A 15,393-nucleotide genomic window follows, 5' to 3' on the forward strand; every position below is an offset into this window, starting at 1 on the left:
AATGCCGCAGGTAGCCGCCATACAGATGATCAGTGGCGCGGATATCCAGGCCAACCTGGATGCCGCTGCCCGTTTGATTGCCGAGGCCGCTCAGCAGGGCGCGCAACTGGTGTTGTTGCCGGAGTGCTTCGCTGCCTTCGGTAACCGCGCCCTCGCGGATATCGCCGCTGCCGAGTACGCCGGTACCGGGCCGATCCGTCCGTTCCTTGCCGAGCAGGCACGCCAACACGGCATCTGGCTGGTGGCCGGCAGTATCCCGCTGCCCGCCGAACCCGGTGGCAAGGCCATGGCCTGCTGCCTGGTGCTGGACGAACAGGGCAATGAAGTGGTGCGCTACGACAAACTGCACCTGTTCGATGTGGAGGTGGCGGACAGTCAGCGCAGCTACCGCGAGTCGAAGGATTACGCTTACGGCGACCGCTTCGTCTGTATCGATACGCCGGTGGGGCGGCTCGGTCTGAGCATCTGTTACGATGTGCGCTTTGCTGAACTGTACGCCGCGTTGCGGCGTGCCGGTGCCGAATTGATCGTGGTGCCTTCGGCCTTCACTGCGGTGACCGGAGCGGCGCACTGGGAAGTACTGCTGCGCGCCCGGGCGATCGAGACGCAGTGCTACATTCTTGCCGCCAACCAGGGCGGCACCCATGCCAACGGCCGCGAGACGTTCGGCCACAGTTGTCTGATCGATCCCTGGGGTGAGATCACCGCCTGCTTGCCGCAAGGCGAAGGTGTGGTGACCGGTGCGATTGATTTGCAGCACCTCAATACCATTCGCGGACGCATGCCGGTAGCCGGGCATCGCCGCTTCGAGCCGGTCGACGCCATCGTCCCGGCCTCAACGGAGTTCTGACTATATGAGTAATGTGCTGAGCCAGGTCGAAAGTCGCCTGCTGCTGCCCTCCGAACTGAGCCCCGACAGCCTTGCCAGCGTGTTGGGGCAATTGGTATCCGCCCCCGGGGTGGACGCTGCGGACCTGTATTTCCAGCACCAGATCAGCGAGTCCTGGGTGCTGGAAGACGGGATCGTCAAGGACGGCAGCTTCAATGTCGATCAGGGCGTGGGCGTGCGCGCCCAGGCCGGTGAGAAAACTGGTTTTGCCTACAGCAACGATCTGCGCCTGGCTGCCCTGAGCCAGGCTGCCGGCGCGGCGCGCTCGATTGCCCGCAGTGGGCAGAGCGGTGCGGTGCAGGCCTGGCAGCGCAGTGACAACACCGCCCTGTATGCGGCGGACAATCCATTGGATGTCATGCCCCAGGCCGACAAGGTAGCCCTGCTGCAGCGGCTGGACGCCTACACCCGCAGTCTCGATCCGCGCATCACCCAGGTCTCGGTCAGCCTCGGCGGTGTGCATGACACCGTGCTGGTCGCCGCCAGCGATGGCACCTGGGCTGGCGATATCCGGCCGCTGGTACGCCTGAACATCAGCGTCATCATCGAGCACAACGGCCGCCGTGAGCGCGGTAGCTTTGGCGGCGGTGGGCGCACCGATTACCGCTTCTTCGAGGCCGAGGAACGGGCCATGGCCTACGCCCGCGAGGCGGTGCGCCAGGCTACTGTCAATCTTGATGCCATTGCCGCTCCGGCCGGCAGCATGCCGGTGGTGATGGGGCCGGGCTGGTCGGGCGTGCTGCTGCACGAGGCGGTCGGCCATGGCCTGGAAGGTGATTTCAACCGCAAGGGCAGCTCGGCCTACAGTGGCCGGGTGGGCGAGAAGGTCGCTTCCAGCCTGTGCACCATCGTTGATGACGGCACCCTGCCGGGCCGTCGCGGTTCGCTGAGTGTGGATGACGAAGGCAACCGCACCAACTGCACCACCCTGATCGAGAACGGCATTCTCAAGGGCTACATCCAGGACAAGCTGAACGCCCGGCTGATGGGTGTGGCGCCGACTGGCAACGGCCGTCGCGAGTCCTACGCCCATCTGCCGATGCCGCGCATGACCAATACCTACATGCTGGCCGGGGAGAGCGATCCGGAAGAGATCATCCGTTCGGTGAAGAAGGGCATCTATTGCGCCAATCTCGGCGGCGGTCAGGTGGATATCACCAGCGGCAAGTTCGTGTTCTCCACCAGCGAGGCCTATCTCATCGAGGACGGCAAGATCACCGCCCCGGTAAAAGGCGCGACCCTGATCGGCAACGGCCCGGAAGTGATGAACCGCGTTTCCATGGTCGGCCACGATCTTGAGCTGGACAGCGGCGTGGGCACCTGCGGCAAGGATGGGCAGTCGGTGCCGGTGGGAGTGGGGCAGCCAACGCTGAAGATCGACCAGATCACCGTGGGTGGCACGGGCGCCTGAGACTGGATGGTGTTTCGGAGTCAGTGCTGCTGCGGTTCTCGTGACAGGCAGCACAGCCCGACAGGGCCGCGCCGACACGCCGTAGATACGTCCCTGTAGGCTCGCGGTCGCCATCCCTGGCGACCGACGGTCGGCGCAACCCTGTCGGGCTGCGCCGCCGGAGAGTTTTGTGTTTCCGGGCTGTTTTAAAAAACCTGATCAAACCCCTTCAAACCTTCCGGCCAGCCGGTTCTTGCGCACTCCATCTGCCGGAAACACCTTTCCGCTCATCGCGATATAAACTCCTGGCTGGCATACATTCAGCGCGCCGACGGCCAGCCCCAGATTGAACAGGGCATCCGAATCGCGAAAGCGTGCCGGTTGCATGGCGCCGGTCAGTACGATCACCTTGTCGTCGATATTGGCCAATGCCGCAGCGGTGACCGTCATGGTATCGGTGCCATGGGTAATGAGGATATGGTCATGGGGGCAGGTGGCGACTTTGGCGTGGATCAGTGCGCGGTCGGCATCGTCCAGTTCGAGACTGTCCTTTTTTACCAGCGACTCGATGGCATAATCGAACCCGACCCGGGCCTGCTGCAACAGTTCGCCGGCCATGGGTTCACCGATCTGATATTCACTGAGCGCGTCGAAATACAACTTGTCGAGGGTACCGCCGGTGCTGAAGATCTGTATGAACATGACTTTCTCCCAGGATGATTGCCGCCAGTATGCCGTCTGATATCGCCGAACACAGCCCCACCATTGCCGTTACCGAGACGCTCTGGTGGGTATACATGGTGCGTGCCGAGAATGGCCATCTGTATACCGGCATCAGTACTGATCCCGAGCGGCGGTTCCGGGAACATGTCAGTGGCAAGCGCGGCGCGCGCTTCTTCAATCGTAGCCCGGCCAGCGCGCTGGTGTGGCGCGAGCGTTGCGCGGATCGTTCCGCTGCGCTGCGCCGCGAGTTGGCGGTGAAGGCGCTGCGCAAGTCGGCCAAGGAGCGTTTGATCCGCCAGCAGCCGACGCAGGAAGGCTGAATGACCGGCATCGTCAATGATCTTTGATTGACGATGCAGTGCCCGTTGGCACAGGCTAAGCTGACTTTCATCATTTGATCGGAGATTGTCATGAGCGAACTGATTCTGCACCACTATCCCCAGTCACCTTTCGCTGAAAAAGCCCGCCTGATGCTCGGTTTGAAGGGGCTGTCGTGGCATTCGGTGTTGATTCCGCCGGTCATGCCCAAGCCCGATCTGACCGCCCTGACCGGTGGTTATCGGCGCACGCCGGTGTTGCAGGTAGGAGCGGATATCTACTGTGACACGGCGTTGATTGCCCGCCGCCTGGAGCGGGAAAAGGCAGTGCCGGCACTGTTTCCCGAAGGCCGTGAGGCGATTGCCGCGGCGCTGGCGCAGTACGGCGATCAGGTGCTGTTTCACCACTCCATCGCGATCAACTTTCAGCCCGAGGCGGTGGCGGCGCGCTTTGCCGAGTTGCCGGAAGAGGTCATGAAGGGGTTTGTGCGCGACCGTCAGGCGATGTTCGAGAAAGGCAAGGTCAGCCGGCCGTCGGCGGAGGAAGCCCTGGCCCAGTGGCCGGTACTGATGCGTCGCCTGGAAACCCAGTTGGAGCGTGACGGCGAGTTTCTGCTTGGGGATGAGCCGAGCATCGCCGACCTGGCCTGGTATCACCCGCTGTGGTTCATGGCGGCCAATGCCGTGGTTTCTGTCCTGCTGGATGATTATCCGATGATCCGCGCCTGGATGGCGCGCATTGCCGATCTCGGCCAGGGCGCATCGGCGAAGATGGACGCCGCGGAGGCTATCCGCATCGCCCATGACGCTACGCCGGAAGAGTTGCCCGAGCACGGCTTTGTCAGTACCAAGGGCTTGACGCTGGGCCAGTCGGTGACGATCAGCCCGGTGGATTACGGCTGTGATCCGGTGGCTGGCAGCCTGGTGCATGAGGCGTCGGAAGAAGTCGTCATTGCCCGTGAAGATGAGCGCGCCGGGCTGGTCCATGTGCATTTTCCGCGCATCGGCTACCGGGTTGATGCAGCCTGATGTCAACCAGTGAAACCGTCATCGCCGTCAGCGGGCTGGGCAAAGTCTATCAGTCGGGTTTTCAGGCCCTGAAGTCGGTTGATTTGCAGATCCGGCGAGGCGAGATTCTGGCCCTGCTCGGGCCCAACGGGGCGGGCAAGACCACGCTGATCAGTATCATCTGCGGCATCGTCAACCCGAGCTCCGGCAAGGTCACGGTGGATGGCTACGACATTACCCGCGACTACCGCCGGGCCCGTAGCCTGATCGGGCTGGTGCCCCAGGAACTGACCAATAACCTGTTCGATACCGTCTGGGCGACGGTGACGCTCAGCCGTGGGTTGTTCGGCAAGCCGCCGAACCGCGCCTATCTGGAGTCGCTGCTGCGCGACCTGTCGCTGTGGGACAAGCGTAACGAGAAGATGATGGCGCTGTCCGGCGGCATGAAGCGCCGGGTGCTGATTGCCAAGGCTCTGGCCCATGAGCCGCAGATCCTGTTTCTGGATGAGCCCACCGCCGGGGTTGATGTGGAATTGCGCCGGGACATGTGGGCCATGGTGCGGACGCTGCGGGACAAGGGCGTGACTATCATCCTCACCACCCATTACATCGAAGAGGCCGAGGAAATGGCCGATCGCATCGGCGTCATCAACCGCGGTGAGCTGTTGCTCGTGGAGGACAAGACAGTATTGATGCGCCAGTTGGGCAAGCGTCAATTGATCATCCAGCTGCAACAGCCGCTGACCTCGCTGCCGGCTGCGGTAGCGGGCAAGACGGTGGAGCTGACAGATAACGGCAGCACGCTGGTCTACACCTTCGATGCCCAGTGCGAGCAGACCGGCGTGGGCGACCTGCTGCGGGCGCTGGCGCGTGAGGGTGTCGAGTTCAAGGATGTGAATTCCAGCCAGAGCTCCCTGGAGGAGATCTTCGTCGGGCTGGTGCATGACAGCAATCAACAGCGGAGTAGGGCATGAACCTGTATGGCATGTGGGCGATCTACTATTCCGAGCTGTCGCGCATGTGGCGCACCCTGTTCCAGAGCATTGCCTCACCGGTGATATCCACCTCGCTGTACTTCATCGTGTTTGGCGCGGCGATCGGCGCGCGGATGGAGGAGATCGATGGGGTCAGCTATGGCGCCTTCATCATCCCCGGGCTGATCATGCTGATGCTGCTCAACGAGAGCATTTCCAACGCTTCCTTCGGTATCTACATGCCCAAGTTCACCGGCACTCTCTACGAGGTGCTGTCTGCACCGGTCTCGCCGATTGAAATCGTGGTGGGCTATGTGGGCGCGGCGGCGACCAAGTCGGTGCTGCTGGGGCTGCTGATCCTGATTACTGCGCGCTTGTTCGTGACCTACGAAATCGCCCATCCGGTGTGGATGATGTCCTTCCTGATCCTGACGGCCGTTACCTTCAGCCTGTTCGGCTTCATCATCGGGGTCTGGGCCGATGGCTTCGAGAAGCTGCAGATCATCCCACTGATGATTGTCACGCCGCTGGCCTTTCTCGGCGGCAGTTTCTATTCGATCAGCATGCTGCCGCCGGTGTGGCAGACCATCACGCTATTCAATCCGGTGGTTTACCTGATCAGCGGTTTTCGCTGGAGTTTCTATGGGCAGGCCGATGTGCATATTGCCACCAGCCTGGCCATGACCTTTGTCTTCCTGGCGATCTGCCTGACGCTGGTGTGGTGGATTTTCCGCACTGGCTACAAGCTCAAGCCCTGAGTCGCTGCCAGCAAAAGGGTTGAACAGTCTGAGTCCGGGTCGGTCCCTGTAGAAAGGGCAATAACAGGCGGATGACGATGATTTTCGCTGATCGCAAGCAGGCCGGCCAGGCGCTGGCCCAGTCACTCAGTGAATACGCGGGCCGTGCGGATACGGTGCTGCTGGCGCTGCCGCGTGGTGGCGTGCCGGTGGCGGCGGAGATTGCCGCTGCACTGCGATTGCCGCTGGATATCCTGCTGGTGCGCAAGCTCGGCGTGCCTGAGCATGAAGAGTACGCCATGGGTGCGATCGCCGAGGGCGGCAGCTGCTATCTGGATCATGCGCTGATCCATTCACTGGGCATCACTGACGAGCAGGTCGCGGCGATCCGGCGTCGGGAAGAATCCGAGCTGCAGCGTCGCGGCCAGGCCTACCGGGGTGCGGCTGCCATGCCCAACCTGTCCGGGCGCACCGCCATTCTGGTCGATGACGGTCTGGCCACTGGCGCCACCATGCTGGCGGCCATCAGCGCGGCGCGTGACATGGGCGCCGCGGCGGTGGTGGTCGCCGTACCAGTGGCCGCCGCCGAAACCGGACACCGCCTCGAAGCGCTGGTCGATGCGCTGATCTGCCCTCACCTGATCGAGCCGCTCCGAGGCGTCGGCCTGTGGTATGAGGACTTCAGTCAGGTGCCCGATGAGGTTGTCACCCGTTTGCTCAGCCAATATCGCCCGGGAGGTGATCATGACCGAAGCTGATTCCATTCTGGTGCGGACCATGGAAAAAGCAGCCGTGCCACTGACCGGCCAGCCGGGGGATTTCGATGCGATCATCGAGGCGGCGCGGGGCAAGTCGCTGGTCATGATTGGCGAGGCGACCCATGGCACCCGCGAGTTCTATCACACTCGTGCGCAGATCACCCGCCGGCTGGTGACGGAGCTGGGTTTTGTCGGTGTGGCGGTGGAGGCCGACTGGCCTGATGCTTATGCAATCAACCGCCACGTCTGGAATCTGGATCCGGGCCTGCCCGCTGAAGCAGTCATGCGCACCTTCGAACGCTTTCCGACCTGGATGTGGGCCAACACCGAGGTGCTGGATTTCGTGCGCTGGCTGGCGGGGTTCAATGCGATGCCCTCCCGGGCGGAGGCGGGGCTGCGCCCGGTTGGTTTCTATGGGCTGGACCTGTACAGCATGAGCAGCTCAGCGCAGGCGGTCATAGCCTATCTGGACAAGCATGATCCACCCGCGGCGGTGCGCGCGCGGGAGCGTTATGCCTGCCTGGACCAATATCTCGACGAGCCGCATCTCTATGGCCAATCGGTCGAGTTCGGCCTCAGTGCGTCCTGTGAACAGGCGATTACCGAACAGCTGCAGGAAATGCAGACCCGCGCGTTCCGCCGACTGGAAGGCTTGGGGCTGGTATCTGATGAGCAGCGCTTCTGCGCCGAACAGAACGCCCGCCTGGTGAGTAACGCCGAGGAATATTATCGGGCAATGTTCCGCGGTCGGCCGAATTCCTGGAACGTGCGCGACAGCCATATGTTCGAAACCCTGGAGGCGTTGTGCGGCCACCTGGGGCATCAATTGGGTGAGCCGGCGGGAGTAGTGGTGTGGGCGCATAATTCCCACGTCGGTAATGCCGCTGCTACCGAGATGGGCGCCCGGGGCGAGCTCAATATCGGCCAGCTGGCGCGGGAAAAGTATGGCGATGATGTACTGCTGATTGGTTTTTCCACCGCCACCGGGGAAGTGACGGCGGCATCGGACTGGGACGGTCCGGCGGAGCGCAAACAGGTCCGCCAGCCGCTACCCGGCAGCTATGAGGCGCTGTTCCAGGCGGTGGCGCGGGAACGTTTTCTGCTTGATCTGCGTGGCGCGAGTCCGCTGACGTCGCAGTTGGCTGAAGCGAGGTTGCAGAGGGCGATTGGCGTGATCTATCGGCCGCAGACGGAGCGTCACAGTCATTACTATTACGCGCGGCTGGCCGAGCAGTTCGACTTCATGCTGCATTACGACCGGACTCACGCCCTGCAGTCGCTGGTCAGCGAGCCGGTTCCCGGTGAAGACGTTGCCGAAACCTGGCCCAGCGGCCTTTAGATCACCGGTTTGTAGGAGTGGCGTTCAGGTTCGCCACCGTGGTGAACCTGCTCGCAGGCCTGGAGCAAATAGGCACTCTTGACCAAGGCCAGATGGGACAGGGCCTGGGGGAAATTGCCGATCAGGCCATAGCGCGGGTCATACTGTTCGGCCAATAGGCCAACATCGTTACGCAGGGCCAGCAGATGGGCGAACATGTTCTCGGCATCGCCGTCCCGGCCACTCATGACCAGGGTGTCGGCAAACCAGAAGGAGCAGGCGAGAAAGGCGCCTTCGTCCCCACTGAAACTGTCCTGCGGCGGGAAGCGATGCACCACGCCGTCGCGTAACAGGTCCTGCTCGATCCAGGCGATGGTGGCCTGTACCCGTGGATCATCGATTGGCAGGAAGCCCAGCAAGGGAATCATCAACAGGCTGGCGTCCGGGCAGGCACGCTCATAGCTCTGCTGAAATGCGCCGCGCTGCGCATTGATGCCCTTGCGGCAGATATCCGCATGGATCTCGTCGCGCACCGCACGCCACTCCTCCAGCGGAGCCTCCAGCCCATATTCCTCCGCATCACGGATACTGCGATCCAGCGCCACCCAGGCGTAGACCTTGGAATGAACATAGTGGCGGCGTTGATCGCGCAATTCCCAGATGCCTTCATCCGGTTGTTGCCAGCAGTCGATAACTTTCTCCAGCAACCGACGTTGATCCTGCCAGTCCTGCTGGCTCAGGTAGGCGCCGCTGCGCCGGGCGATATGCAACAGGTCGACCAATTGACCATACACATCCAACTGGTGCTGATCGTAGGCGCCATTGCCGACCCGGACCGGCTGCGAATCCAGATGGCCTGGCAGCCAGTCCATTTCATGCTCGCCATTCGCCGATTGGCCATCGACGCTGTAGAGCACGCGCATATCACCGTCGTTGCGCTCGATAACCCGCTGGAGCCAATTGATCCAGGCATGAACCTCGGTCAGATAATTGGAGTCGATGAGGATGTCGAGCGCCCATACCGCATCGCGGATCCAGCAGAACCGGTAGTCCCAGTTGGCACCATGCCCCGGTGCTTCTGGCAGCGAGGTGGTGGGCGCCGCCACCATGCTGCCGCTGGGCTCATGGGTCAGCGCCTTTAGAGTGATCAGCGAGCGGATCACCGCCTCACGCCAGCGGCCATGATAGGAGCACTGGCGTACCCAGTCGCGCCACCACTGTAGGCAATCATCGAGCAGTTGCTGCGGGTCGGCACCCACGCCAGGCTGCTGCTCGGGTAGCAGATGAAAGAGGGTGAACTCGTGCATCTCGCCGGCGCCCAGAGCGAAGCTGGCGCTGACGTTATCCGCGCCGATACGTAGCGGTGATTGGCTTGTGAGCAGCAAACGCTGGCCGTCGGTATCCCACAGGCTGACGCCTTGGGCGCCTTCTTCGCAGCGCGCCGCGCGCGCGCCATAGCCGAAGCGCGGGGCCAGTTGCATGTCCATCTGCACGCTGCCTTCGAGCCCCTCGACCCGGCGTACGATCAGAGCTTCACTGTTCAGCGGCATGAAATCGGTGATACGCACCCGACCGGCATCGCCACAGTCGAACTCGGTGCAGAGCACCAGGGTGTCGGATTGATAATGACGCTGGGCTTTCTGTACCGGTAGTTGCGGAGCCAGCTGCCAGAAGCCGTGCTCCTCGTTGCCGAGCAGTCGGGTGAAACAGGCGGGTGAGTCGAAACGCGGCGGGCAGAACCAGTCGATGCTGCCGTTGCGCCCGACCAGCGCCGAGCAGCGCAGATTGCCGAGCAGCGCATAATCCTTGATAGGCTGGGTCATATGGGCAAATTCCCGGTGATGGGCTTCAACGTTTCTTGCGTAACAACAGCATAGCCAACGGCAGCAGGGGCAGCAGCATGGCGGTGGCCACCGCACCCCGATGCATGGTCAGCCAGAGTTGTCGGCTGTGGTTACGGGCATCGGCGTCAAAGCGGCCATGACTGCCCATGTCGCGGTCCACTGGCTCGAACAGATTGTCGGGGCGCCCGGGCGGCAGCGGCACATCGTCCTTCTGGCCCTGATAGCCGTCGTCCTTGAGCATCTGATCGGCAATAAGCGGAAAGAACTTGTTACCCCAGATCGCCTTCACTGCGGGAAAGCCCACACATACCTCGCGCCGCCGTTGTCCGGCCGCCCAGACGATGCCCCGCGCTGCGACTTCCGGCTGGAAGATCGGTGGCATCGGCTGGGGTTTCTTGTCCAGCCGGGTACGCGCCCAGTCAAACTGGGGGGTATTGAAGGCTGCCAGATGCACGGTGGTGACATGGATGGCGCTGCGTTCATGCTCAAGCTCAACCCGCAGGGAATCGGTGAAACCGCGACAGGCAAACTTGGCTGCGCAATAGGCCGACTGCAGCGGAATGGCCCGATAGGCCAAGGCGGAGCCGACCTGCACGATCGTGCCCCGGTTGCGCGGGCGCATATGGCGCAGCGCCGCGCAGGTGCCGTGTACCGTGCCCAGATAGGTCACTTCGGTGACCCGGCGATACTCCTCGGCCTGCATCTTGCTGACCGGTGACAGCACGGTGACCATGGCGTTATTGACCCAGATATCGATCGGGCCCAATTCGGCTTCGATCTGCGCCGCGGCGTCATCCACCTGCTGCGCATCGGCCACATCCACTGTTTTGACCCAGGCGGTTGCGCCCAGGGCTTCCACCTCCGCCTTGGCGCCCGCCAGGCCGGCAGCACCGCGTGCCAGCAGGGCCACGGTGGCGCCGCTACGGGCAAATTCGATGGCGGTAGCTCTACCGACGCCGGCAGAGGCACCGGAAATCACAATAACCTTGCGCGAATGAAGCATCACAGGCTGCTCCTGAAAATGGCATTTGTATAGAGCAAATGACCCTGCCAGCGCCTGCGGTGTTCAAGTTAAAGAGAGAAGCTGTTGAGGGGGGGAAACCCGACTGATGTCTAAGCGCTATATTGATGTTATATTTTTGAGCTTATTGGAATAACGAAAGGGATTGGCGCATGAAAGATGTTTTGTTTTTTAATTCAATGCTGACACCGAAAATTCTCACGGGTGTTTATTGGTTGTTGCTGGTTATCGTCATAATCGGTGGTCTGGTCAGCATGTTTACCGTTAGCTTCTGGGCTGGCTTGGGCGCGCTGGTTGGTGGGGTGATCGGGGTTCGGATCTGGTGTGAACTGTTGATTGTGATGTTCAAGATTCACGAAAATCTGAAAAAGATTGCAGATAACCAGGCGTGATCCTGAGGCGGAGGCAAATGGCTTGCCTCCGCCTTACTTTCAGGGCTTACGCTTGTTACGCAACTGCTGGATCAGCCCTTTCGGCGGGTGTTTGATCACCAGCGAGTCATCGCTTTCGTCATACTCCACCCGGTCGCCCAAAAGGTGCGCTTCAAAGCTGATCGACAAACCGTCAGCCTTGCCATAGAACTTGAGAAAGTTGTTCAGGGTCTTCTTATCCGGAGGAATTTCCGGGTTCAGCCCGTAATCCTTGTTGCGGATGTAGTCATAGAAGGCCCGCGGCTGTTCCTCATCCATCAGCCCCGACAACTCCTCCAGCGCTACCTGCTCGCCCTGGCGGGCCTGGCCGCTGACGTAGCCGCTCATGGCCTTGGTCTTGTCCTTGAGCTGGTCGGAGGGTAGATCCGCCTCGCCGACGTAATCCTGGAACGCCTGCAGCAGGGTGGAGGTTTCCTGCTCGGGGTTGGCGCCTTCGATACAGCCGATGAAATCCCTGAAATAATCCGATACGCGCTTGCCGCTGCGCCCGCGGATGAAGGAAATGTACTGCTTGGACGCAGCGTTCTGTTTCCACTCGGTGAGGTTGATGCGTGCCGCCATGTTCAACGCCGACAGATCCAGGTGGCGGGCCGCAGCCACTTCCAGATCATCCGTCACGGTTACGCCTTCGGTGTGGTGCAGCAGCGCGATGATCAGGAAGGCGGTCATGCCCTGGCGGTAGCGAATGAACAGCACATGGCCGCCAAGCGCCAGGTTGGAGCCTTCCATCAGGGTTTTCAGGTGTTCGGCAGACTGTTTGGTAAAGCCGACAAAGTCCTGTTCCTCATCCAGCAACTGCTGCAGCCAGCCGCTGAACGGATAGGCGCCGCTTTCCTCGTGGAAATAACCCCAGGCCTTGTTCGGCTTGCTGTTATATGCCTCTATCAGTCCCGCCAACAGCTGTTCCAGCGCCTCGGAATTGCCCAGCTCGGCATCGCGCAGGGTCAGGCTGGCGGGCTGGCCGTCAGGCTTCTTGTGAATCTGATGAACAATACTGTTGTCGATGGGCATACTGGTATCCGGAGCGGTAGAACAGGTAAACAACGATCGGCTGAACCGATGCGGTCAGCTGCAGCAAGGTACTCCAGTTGCCGATATGTCGCAAATCACGATGCGCTGGGGCCGGAGTCATTTTGGTTTTTGCATGGGAGTGGATATGAAGCGGATGATGCTGAGCGGGTTGTTGTTGAGCTGGGCCGTGCTGGCGACCGCCGAGCCGCTGCCGCCGTGGCACAACACACCCATGGCGCAGGCGGAGCGAACCGGGCAGGTGTTGGATACGGCCACGGGGTTGTGGCTGTCGGCTGATGATCTGGTCGAACGTCTGGCCCAGGCCGAGCATGTACTGGTCGGCGAGCAGCATGACAATGTGGACCATCATCAACTGCAACTCTGGCTGTTGCGTCAATTGCAGCAGCAGCGGCCGCAGGCGAGCCTGTTGCTGGAAATGCTTACGCCCTCGCAACAGTCCGCCGTGGACAGCCTGCAGAACGACGATATCGAAGCGCAGCCTGAACAGCTGGCGGAGCAACTGGACTGGAGTCCCGGCTGGGATTGGAGTTTATACGGGCCCATTGTTATCTGGGCGTTGGAGGAGGGCGTCAACCTGCACGCCGCCAATCTCGATCGGGAGGAGATCACCACCCTGTACCGTACGCCGGTAGCTGTTTCGCCTCGCTATTCCGATCAGGCGTTAGCCGAACTGCGCGAAACCATCGAAGCATCCCATTGCGGGCAGATAGCCGAGCCGCAACTCAGCGCCATGCGCGGCATCCAGCAGCAACGTGATGTACGCATGGGTGAACAACTGATCGCAGCACCGGCTCCGGCGTTGTTGCTGGCTGGCAACTTCCATGTACGCAAGGACCTGGGCGTACCGCTACACCTGGACGGACCTGCGCCAGTGGTGGTCATGTTGCACGAGGCGGGCAAGTCGATGCCAGGCGCTGAGCAAGCCGATTATCTGTGGCTGACCCCGGCTGGGCCGGAAAAGGATCATTGTGCGCAGTGGCAGCAAACTGACGACTGAAGCCCCCGCCGCAATGATGGAGGACAGATTCGCTACGCCGATATCTACAGCGGAAAAATCACCGGCACCAACAACAGGGTAATGATCAGCACCAACACGGTGAAGGGCGTACCGATCTTCAGAAAGTCACTGAAGCGGTAACCGCCCGGGTCCAGCACCAGCGTGTTGACGGGAGAAGAGACCGGCGTCATGAAGGCCGCCGAGGCGGCCAGCGCCACGGTCATCACGAAGGGGTAGGGCGACGCTCCCATCGCCTGGGCAGTCGCCACCGCCACCGGTGCCATCAACACCGCAGTGGCGGTATTGGAGATAAACAGCCCGGTCACGGCAGTGGCAATGAATAGCGTGGCCAGCAGCGCACGCGGCCCGGCATCACCGAACAGGCTCAACAGCCCACCCACGGCCAGGTCGATGCCGCCGGTTTTCTGCAGCGCCAGGGCAAAGGGCAGCATGCCGACAATCAGGATCAGGCTGGGCCAGTGGATCGCCTTGTAGGCCGAATCCATGGTGATGCACTTGAAGGTGCCCATCAGCAGACAACCGATCAAGGCGGCCATCAGGTTCGACACCACACCGGATACCATCAACGCCACCATCACGCCCAGGCTGAACAGCGCATAGGGCGCCTTGCGGGCGGCGGGCACCACTTCCTTGATTTCGGTCGGCAGGCTGAGCAACACAAAATCCCGGGTCAGCAGGTGCAGCCGATCGATATCCTTCCAGCTGCCGGCGACCAGCAGCGTGTCTGCGGCCTTGAGTTTTTCATCCACCAACAGCCCCGGCAACGCCTCACCATGGCGCCGCAGGCCCACCACATTGAGCCGATGACGGCTGCGAAACTCCAGTTCCTGAATGGTCTTGCCGGGTAGGCGCGACTCCGGCGGCAGGGCGACCTCAGCCAACCCCAGCTGATGGGAATGGGTACTGTAGTAGGAGGTTTCCAGCTCCAGCGGGGTGACACCGATTTCCTGATAGGCGCCCAGCAGGGCAATCGCCGGGCTGGCCAGGTCGACCAGGAGGATATCGCCCGGTTGCGCTACCGTATTGCCGGTGGCCACCTGCAGCAGATTGCGAAAGCGTCGCTGGCGCTCGATAGCAATGACGTTGATACCGTACTCGCTGCGCAGCTCCAGTTCGTTGAGCGGGCGACCGATCAACGGCGAATCCGCATTGATACGCAGCCGGCGCTCGCGCTCCGGCAGGCGGTACAACTCCGCCAGATCATGCATGGTCTGGCGATCCGGCTCGTCCTTGCCGGCACCGGAACCACCGAGCCAGCGACGCACAAACAGCATATAGCCGATGCCACAAACCAGTATGGCCAGGCCGATGGGGGTGAAGCTGAAAAAGGAGAACCCTTCCAGCCCATTGCGTACCAGCTCGCTGTTGACCACCATGTTGGGCGGCGTGGCCACCAGTGTCAGCATGCCGCTGATCAGCCCGGCGAAGCTCAACGGCATCATCAGCCGCGAGGCGGGAATGCCCATGCGCACGCTCACGCTCATGACCACCGGAATGAAAATTGCCACCACGCCGGTAGAACTCATCACCGAACCCAGCCCCGCCACGGTCAGCATCAGCAGCAGGATCAGGCGGGTTTCGCTGCTGCCCGCCTGCCGCACCATCCAGTCGCCCAGCTGATAGGCAATCCCGGTGCGCACCAGGCCATCGCCGATTACGAACAGCGCCGCGATCAGCAGTACGCTGGGATCACTGAACCCGGCCACCGCCTCCTGCACGCTGAGCACGCCGGTCAGCGGCAACGCGACGATCACCAATAGCGCCACCACGTCCATACGCGGCTTGTTGCGGATGAAGAGCACCATGCTGCCGAGCAGCAGGGCGAGAACGATGGTCAATTCGGTATTCACGCATCCATACTCATATGCCGGTGATCAACAGATCGGGCGCGGCGGTGATGGCATCCCGAGGAGGACAGGTTCCTGGAGAAGGA

Annotated in this window: 15 protein-coding genes; 10 read left to right on the forward strand and 5 right to left on the reverse strand. The window is 61.7% G+C overall.

The genetic code is table 11. The features are described 5' to 3' along the window. Position 1 precedes the first annotated feature (1 nt). The gene (locus QAO71_RS02620; protein WP_036992922.1) at positions 2-850 is read left to right on the forward strand and encodes a carbon-nitrogen hydrolase family protein; all 849 of its coding nucleotides are present in this window, start codon (positions 2-4) and stop codon (positions 848-850) included. Positions 851-854: 4 nt separating this feature from the next. Beyond that, positions 855-2,300, forward strand: coding sequence for a metalloprotease TldD (tldD, locus tag QAO71_RS02625; RefSeq protein ID WP_036992921.1), 1,446 nt, complete (start codon positions 855-857; stop codon positions 2,298-2,300). Positions 2,301-2,498: 198 nt separating this feature from the next. On the opposite strand, the gene QAO71_RS02630 is transcribed toward tldD, so the two are convergent. Continuing rightward, complete coding sequence (locus QAO71_RS02630; RefSeq protein ID WP_036992920.1) at positions 2,499-2,981, reverse strand: asparaginase domain-containing protein; 483 nt, start codon at positions 2,979-2,981, stop codon at positions 2,499-2,501. Between the two features lie 29 nt (positions 2,982-3,010). Between QAO71_RS02630 and QAO71_RS02635 the strand changes: the two genes are divergently transcribed. From QAO71_RS02635 to QAO71_RS02660, 6 genes are all read left to right on the forward strand, one after another. Beyond that, positions 3,011-3,322, forward strand: coding sequence for a GIY-YIG nuclease family protein (locus QAO71_RS02635; protein ID WP_280165152.1), 312 nt, complete (start codon positions 3,011-3,013; stop codon positions 3,320-3,322). Positions 3,323-3,412: 90 nt separating this feature from the next. Further along, a complete protein-coding gene (locus QAO71_RS02640; RefSeq protein WP_036992919.1) occupies positions 3,413-4,348 on the forward strand; it encodes a glutathione S-transferase family protein in 936 nt (311 codons plus the stop codon). Next, positions 4,348-5,301 (forward strand): ABC transporter ATP-binding protein, encoded by a 954-nt coding sequence (locus tag QAO71_RS02645; protein WP_280165153.1) that lies wholly within the window; start codon positions 4,348-4,350, stop codon positions 5,299-5,301. Before QAO71_RS02640 ends, QAO71_RS02645 begins: the two co-directional genes overlap by 1 nt. Next, entirely contained in the window at positions 5,298-6,059 is a 762-nt protein-coding gene (locus tag QAO71_RS02650) for an ABC transporter permease (RefSeq protein WP_036992917.1), read from the forward strand. Before QAO71_RS02645 ends, QAO71_RS02650 begins: the two co-directional genes overlap by 4 nt. A gap of 77 nt (positions 6,060-6,136) precedes the next feature. Continuing rightward, positions 6,137-6,796: a phosphoribosyltransferase family protein gene (locus tag QAO71_RS02655; RefSeq protein ID WP_280165154.1), complete on the forward strand. Its 660-nt coding sequence runs from the start codon at positions 6,137-6,139 to the stop codon at positions 6,794-6,796. After that, positions 6,783-8,135: an erythromycin esterase family protein gene (locus tag QAO71_RS02660; RefSeq protein WP_136870141.1), complete on the forward strand. Its 1,353-nt coding sequence runs from the start codon at positions 6,783-6,785 to the stop codon at positions 8,133-8,135. Before QAO71_RS02655 ends, QAO71_RS02660 begins: the two co-directional genes overlap by 14 nt. Here QAO71_RS02660 and QAO71_RS02665 read toward each other — a convergent pair. Together QAO71_RS02665 and QAO71_RS02670 are read right to left on the reverse strand one after the other, a co-directional pair. Then, positions 8,132-9,937, reverse strand: a complete 1,806-nt coding sequence (locus QAO71_RS02665) for a glycoside hydrolase family 15 protein (RefSeq protein WP_280165155.1) — start codon at positions 9,935-9,937, stop codon at positions 8,132-8,134. The genes QAO71_RS02660 and QAO71_RS02665 overlap by 4 nt on opposite strands. Positions 9,938-9,962: 25 nt before the next feature. Beyond that, a complete protein-coding gene (locus tag QAO71_RS02670) occupies positions 9,963-10,961 on the reverse strand; it encodes an SDR family oxidoreductase (RefSeq protein WP_280165649.1) in 999 nt (332 codons plus the stop codon). 170 nt (positions 10,962-11,131) lie between these two features. Here QAO71_RS02670 and QAO71_RS02675 point away from each other — a divergent pair, with 170 nt between their 5' ends. Continuing rightward, positions 11,132-11,371: a DUF4282 domain-containing protein gene (locus QAO71_RS02675; protein ID WP_036992911.1), complete on the forward strand. Its 240-nt coding sequence runs from the start codon at positions 11,132-11,134 to the stop codon at positions 11,369-11,371. A 39-nt stretch (positions 11,372-11,410) separates the two neighbouring features. Here the strand turns inward: QAO71_RS02675 and yejK are convergent, their stop codons facing one another. Then, a complete protein-coding gene (yejK, locus tag QAO71_RS02680; protein WP_036992909.1) occupies positions 11,411-12,421 on the reverse strand; it encodes a nucleoid-associated protein YejK in 1,011 nt (336 codons plus the stop codon). Positions 12,422-12,566: 145 nt separating this feature from the next. On the opposite strand from yejK, the gene QAO71_RS02685 reads away from it, so the two are divergent. Beyond that, positions 12,567-13,439 carry a ChaN family lipoprotein gene (locus tag QAO71_RS02685; RefSeq protein ID WP_280165156.1) on the forward strand — a complete coding sequence of 291 codons (873 nt, stop codon included), beginning with the start codon at positions 12,567-12,569 and terminating at the stop codon, positions 13,437-13,439. A gap of 44 nt (positions 13,440-13,483) precedes the next feature. On the opposite strand, the gene QAO71_RS02690 is transcribed toward QAO71_RS02685, so the two are convergent. Next, positions 13,484-15,310: an SLC13 family permease gene (locus QAO71_RS02690; RefSeq protein WP_036992904.1), complete on the reverse strand. Its 1,827-nt coding sequence runs from the start codon at positions 15,308-15,310 to the stop codon at positions 13,484-13,486. Between the last annotated feature and the right edge of the window lie 83 nt (positions 15,311-15,393).

The organism is Halopseudomonas sp. SMJS2 (genome assembly GCF_029866945.1).
GTDB lineage: Bacteria > Pseudomonadota > Gammaproteobacteria > Pseudomonadales > Pseudomonadaceae > Halopseudomonas > Halopseudomonas bauzanensis.

Excerpts from the sequence above, each read along its gene's own strand:
- QAO71_RS02620 (WP_036992922.1), top strand. The coding sequence starts at position 2 with ATGCCGCAGGTAGCCGCCATACAGATGATCAGTGGCGCGGATATCCAG.
- tldD (WP_036992921.1), top strand. The coding sequence starts at position 855 with ATGAGTAATGTGCTGAGCCAGGTCGAAAGTCGCCTGCTGCTGCCCTCC.
- QAO71_RS02630 (WP_036992920.1), bottom strand. The coding sequence starts at position 2,981 with ATGTTCATACAGATCTTCAGCACCGGCGGTACCCTCGACAAGTTGTAT.
- QAO71_RS02635 (WP_280165152.1), top strand. The coding sequence starts at position 3,011 with ATGCCGTCTGATATCGCCGAACACAGCCCCACCATTGCCGTTACCGAG.
- QAO71_RS02640 (WP_036992919.1), top strand. The coding sequence starts at position 3,413 with ATGAGCGAACTGATTCTGCACCACTATCCCCAGTCACCTTTCGCTGAA.
- QAO71_RS02645 (WP_280165153.1), top strand. The coding sequence starts at position 4,348 with ATGTCAACCAGTGAAACCGTCATCGCCGTCAGCGGGCTGGGCAAAGTC.
- QAO71_RS02650 (WP_036992917.1), top strand. The coding sequence starts at position 5,298 with ATGAACCTGTATGGCATGTGGGCGATCTACTATTCCGAGCTGTCGCGC.
- QAO71_RS02655 (WP_280165154.1), top strand. The coding sequence starts at position 6,137 with ATGATTTTCGCTGATCGCAAGCAGGCCGGCCAGGCGCTGGCCCAGTCA.
- QAO71_RS02660 (WP_136870141.1), top strand. The coding sequence starts at position 6,783 with ATGACCGAAGCTGATTCCATTCTGGTGCGGACCATGGAAAAAGCAGCC.
- QAO71_RS02665 (WP_280165155.1), bottom strand. The coding sequence starts at position 9,937 with ATGACCCAGCCTATCAAGGATTATGCGCTGCTCGGCAATCTGCGCTGC.
- QAO71_RS02670 (WP_280165649.1), bottom strand. The coding sequence starts at position 10,961 with ATGCTTCATTCGCGCAAGGTTATTGTGATTTCCGGTGCCTCTGCCGGC.
- QAO71_RS02675 (WP_036992911.1), top strand. The coding sequence starts at position 11,132 with ATGAAAGATGTTTTGTTTTTTAATTCAATGCTGACACCGAAAATTCTC.
- yejK (WP_036992909.1), bottom strand. The coding sequence starts at position 12,421 with ATGCCCATCGACAACAGTATTGTTCATCAGATTCACAAGAAGCCTGAC.
- QAO71_RS02685 (WP_280165156.1), top strand. The coding sequence starts at position 12,567 with ATGAAGCGGATGATGCTGAGCGGGTTGTTGTTGAGCTGGGCCGTGCTG.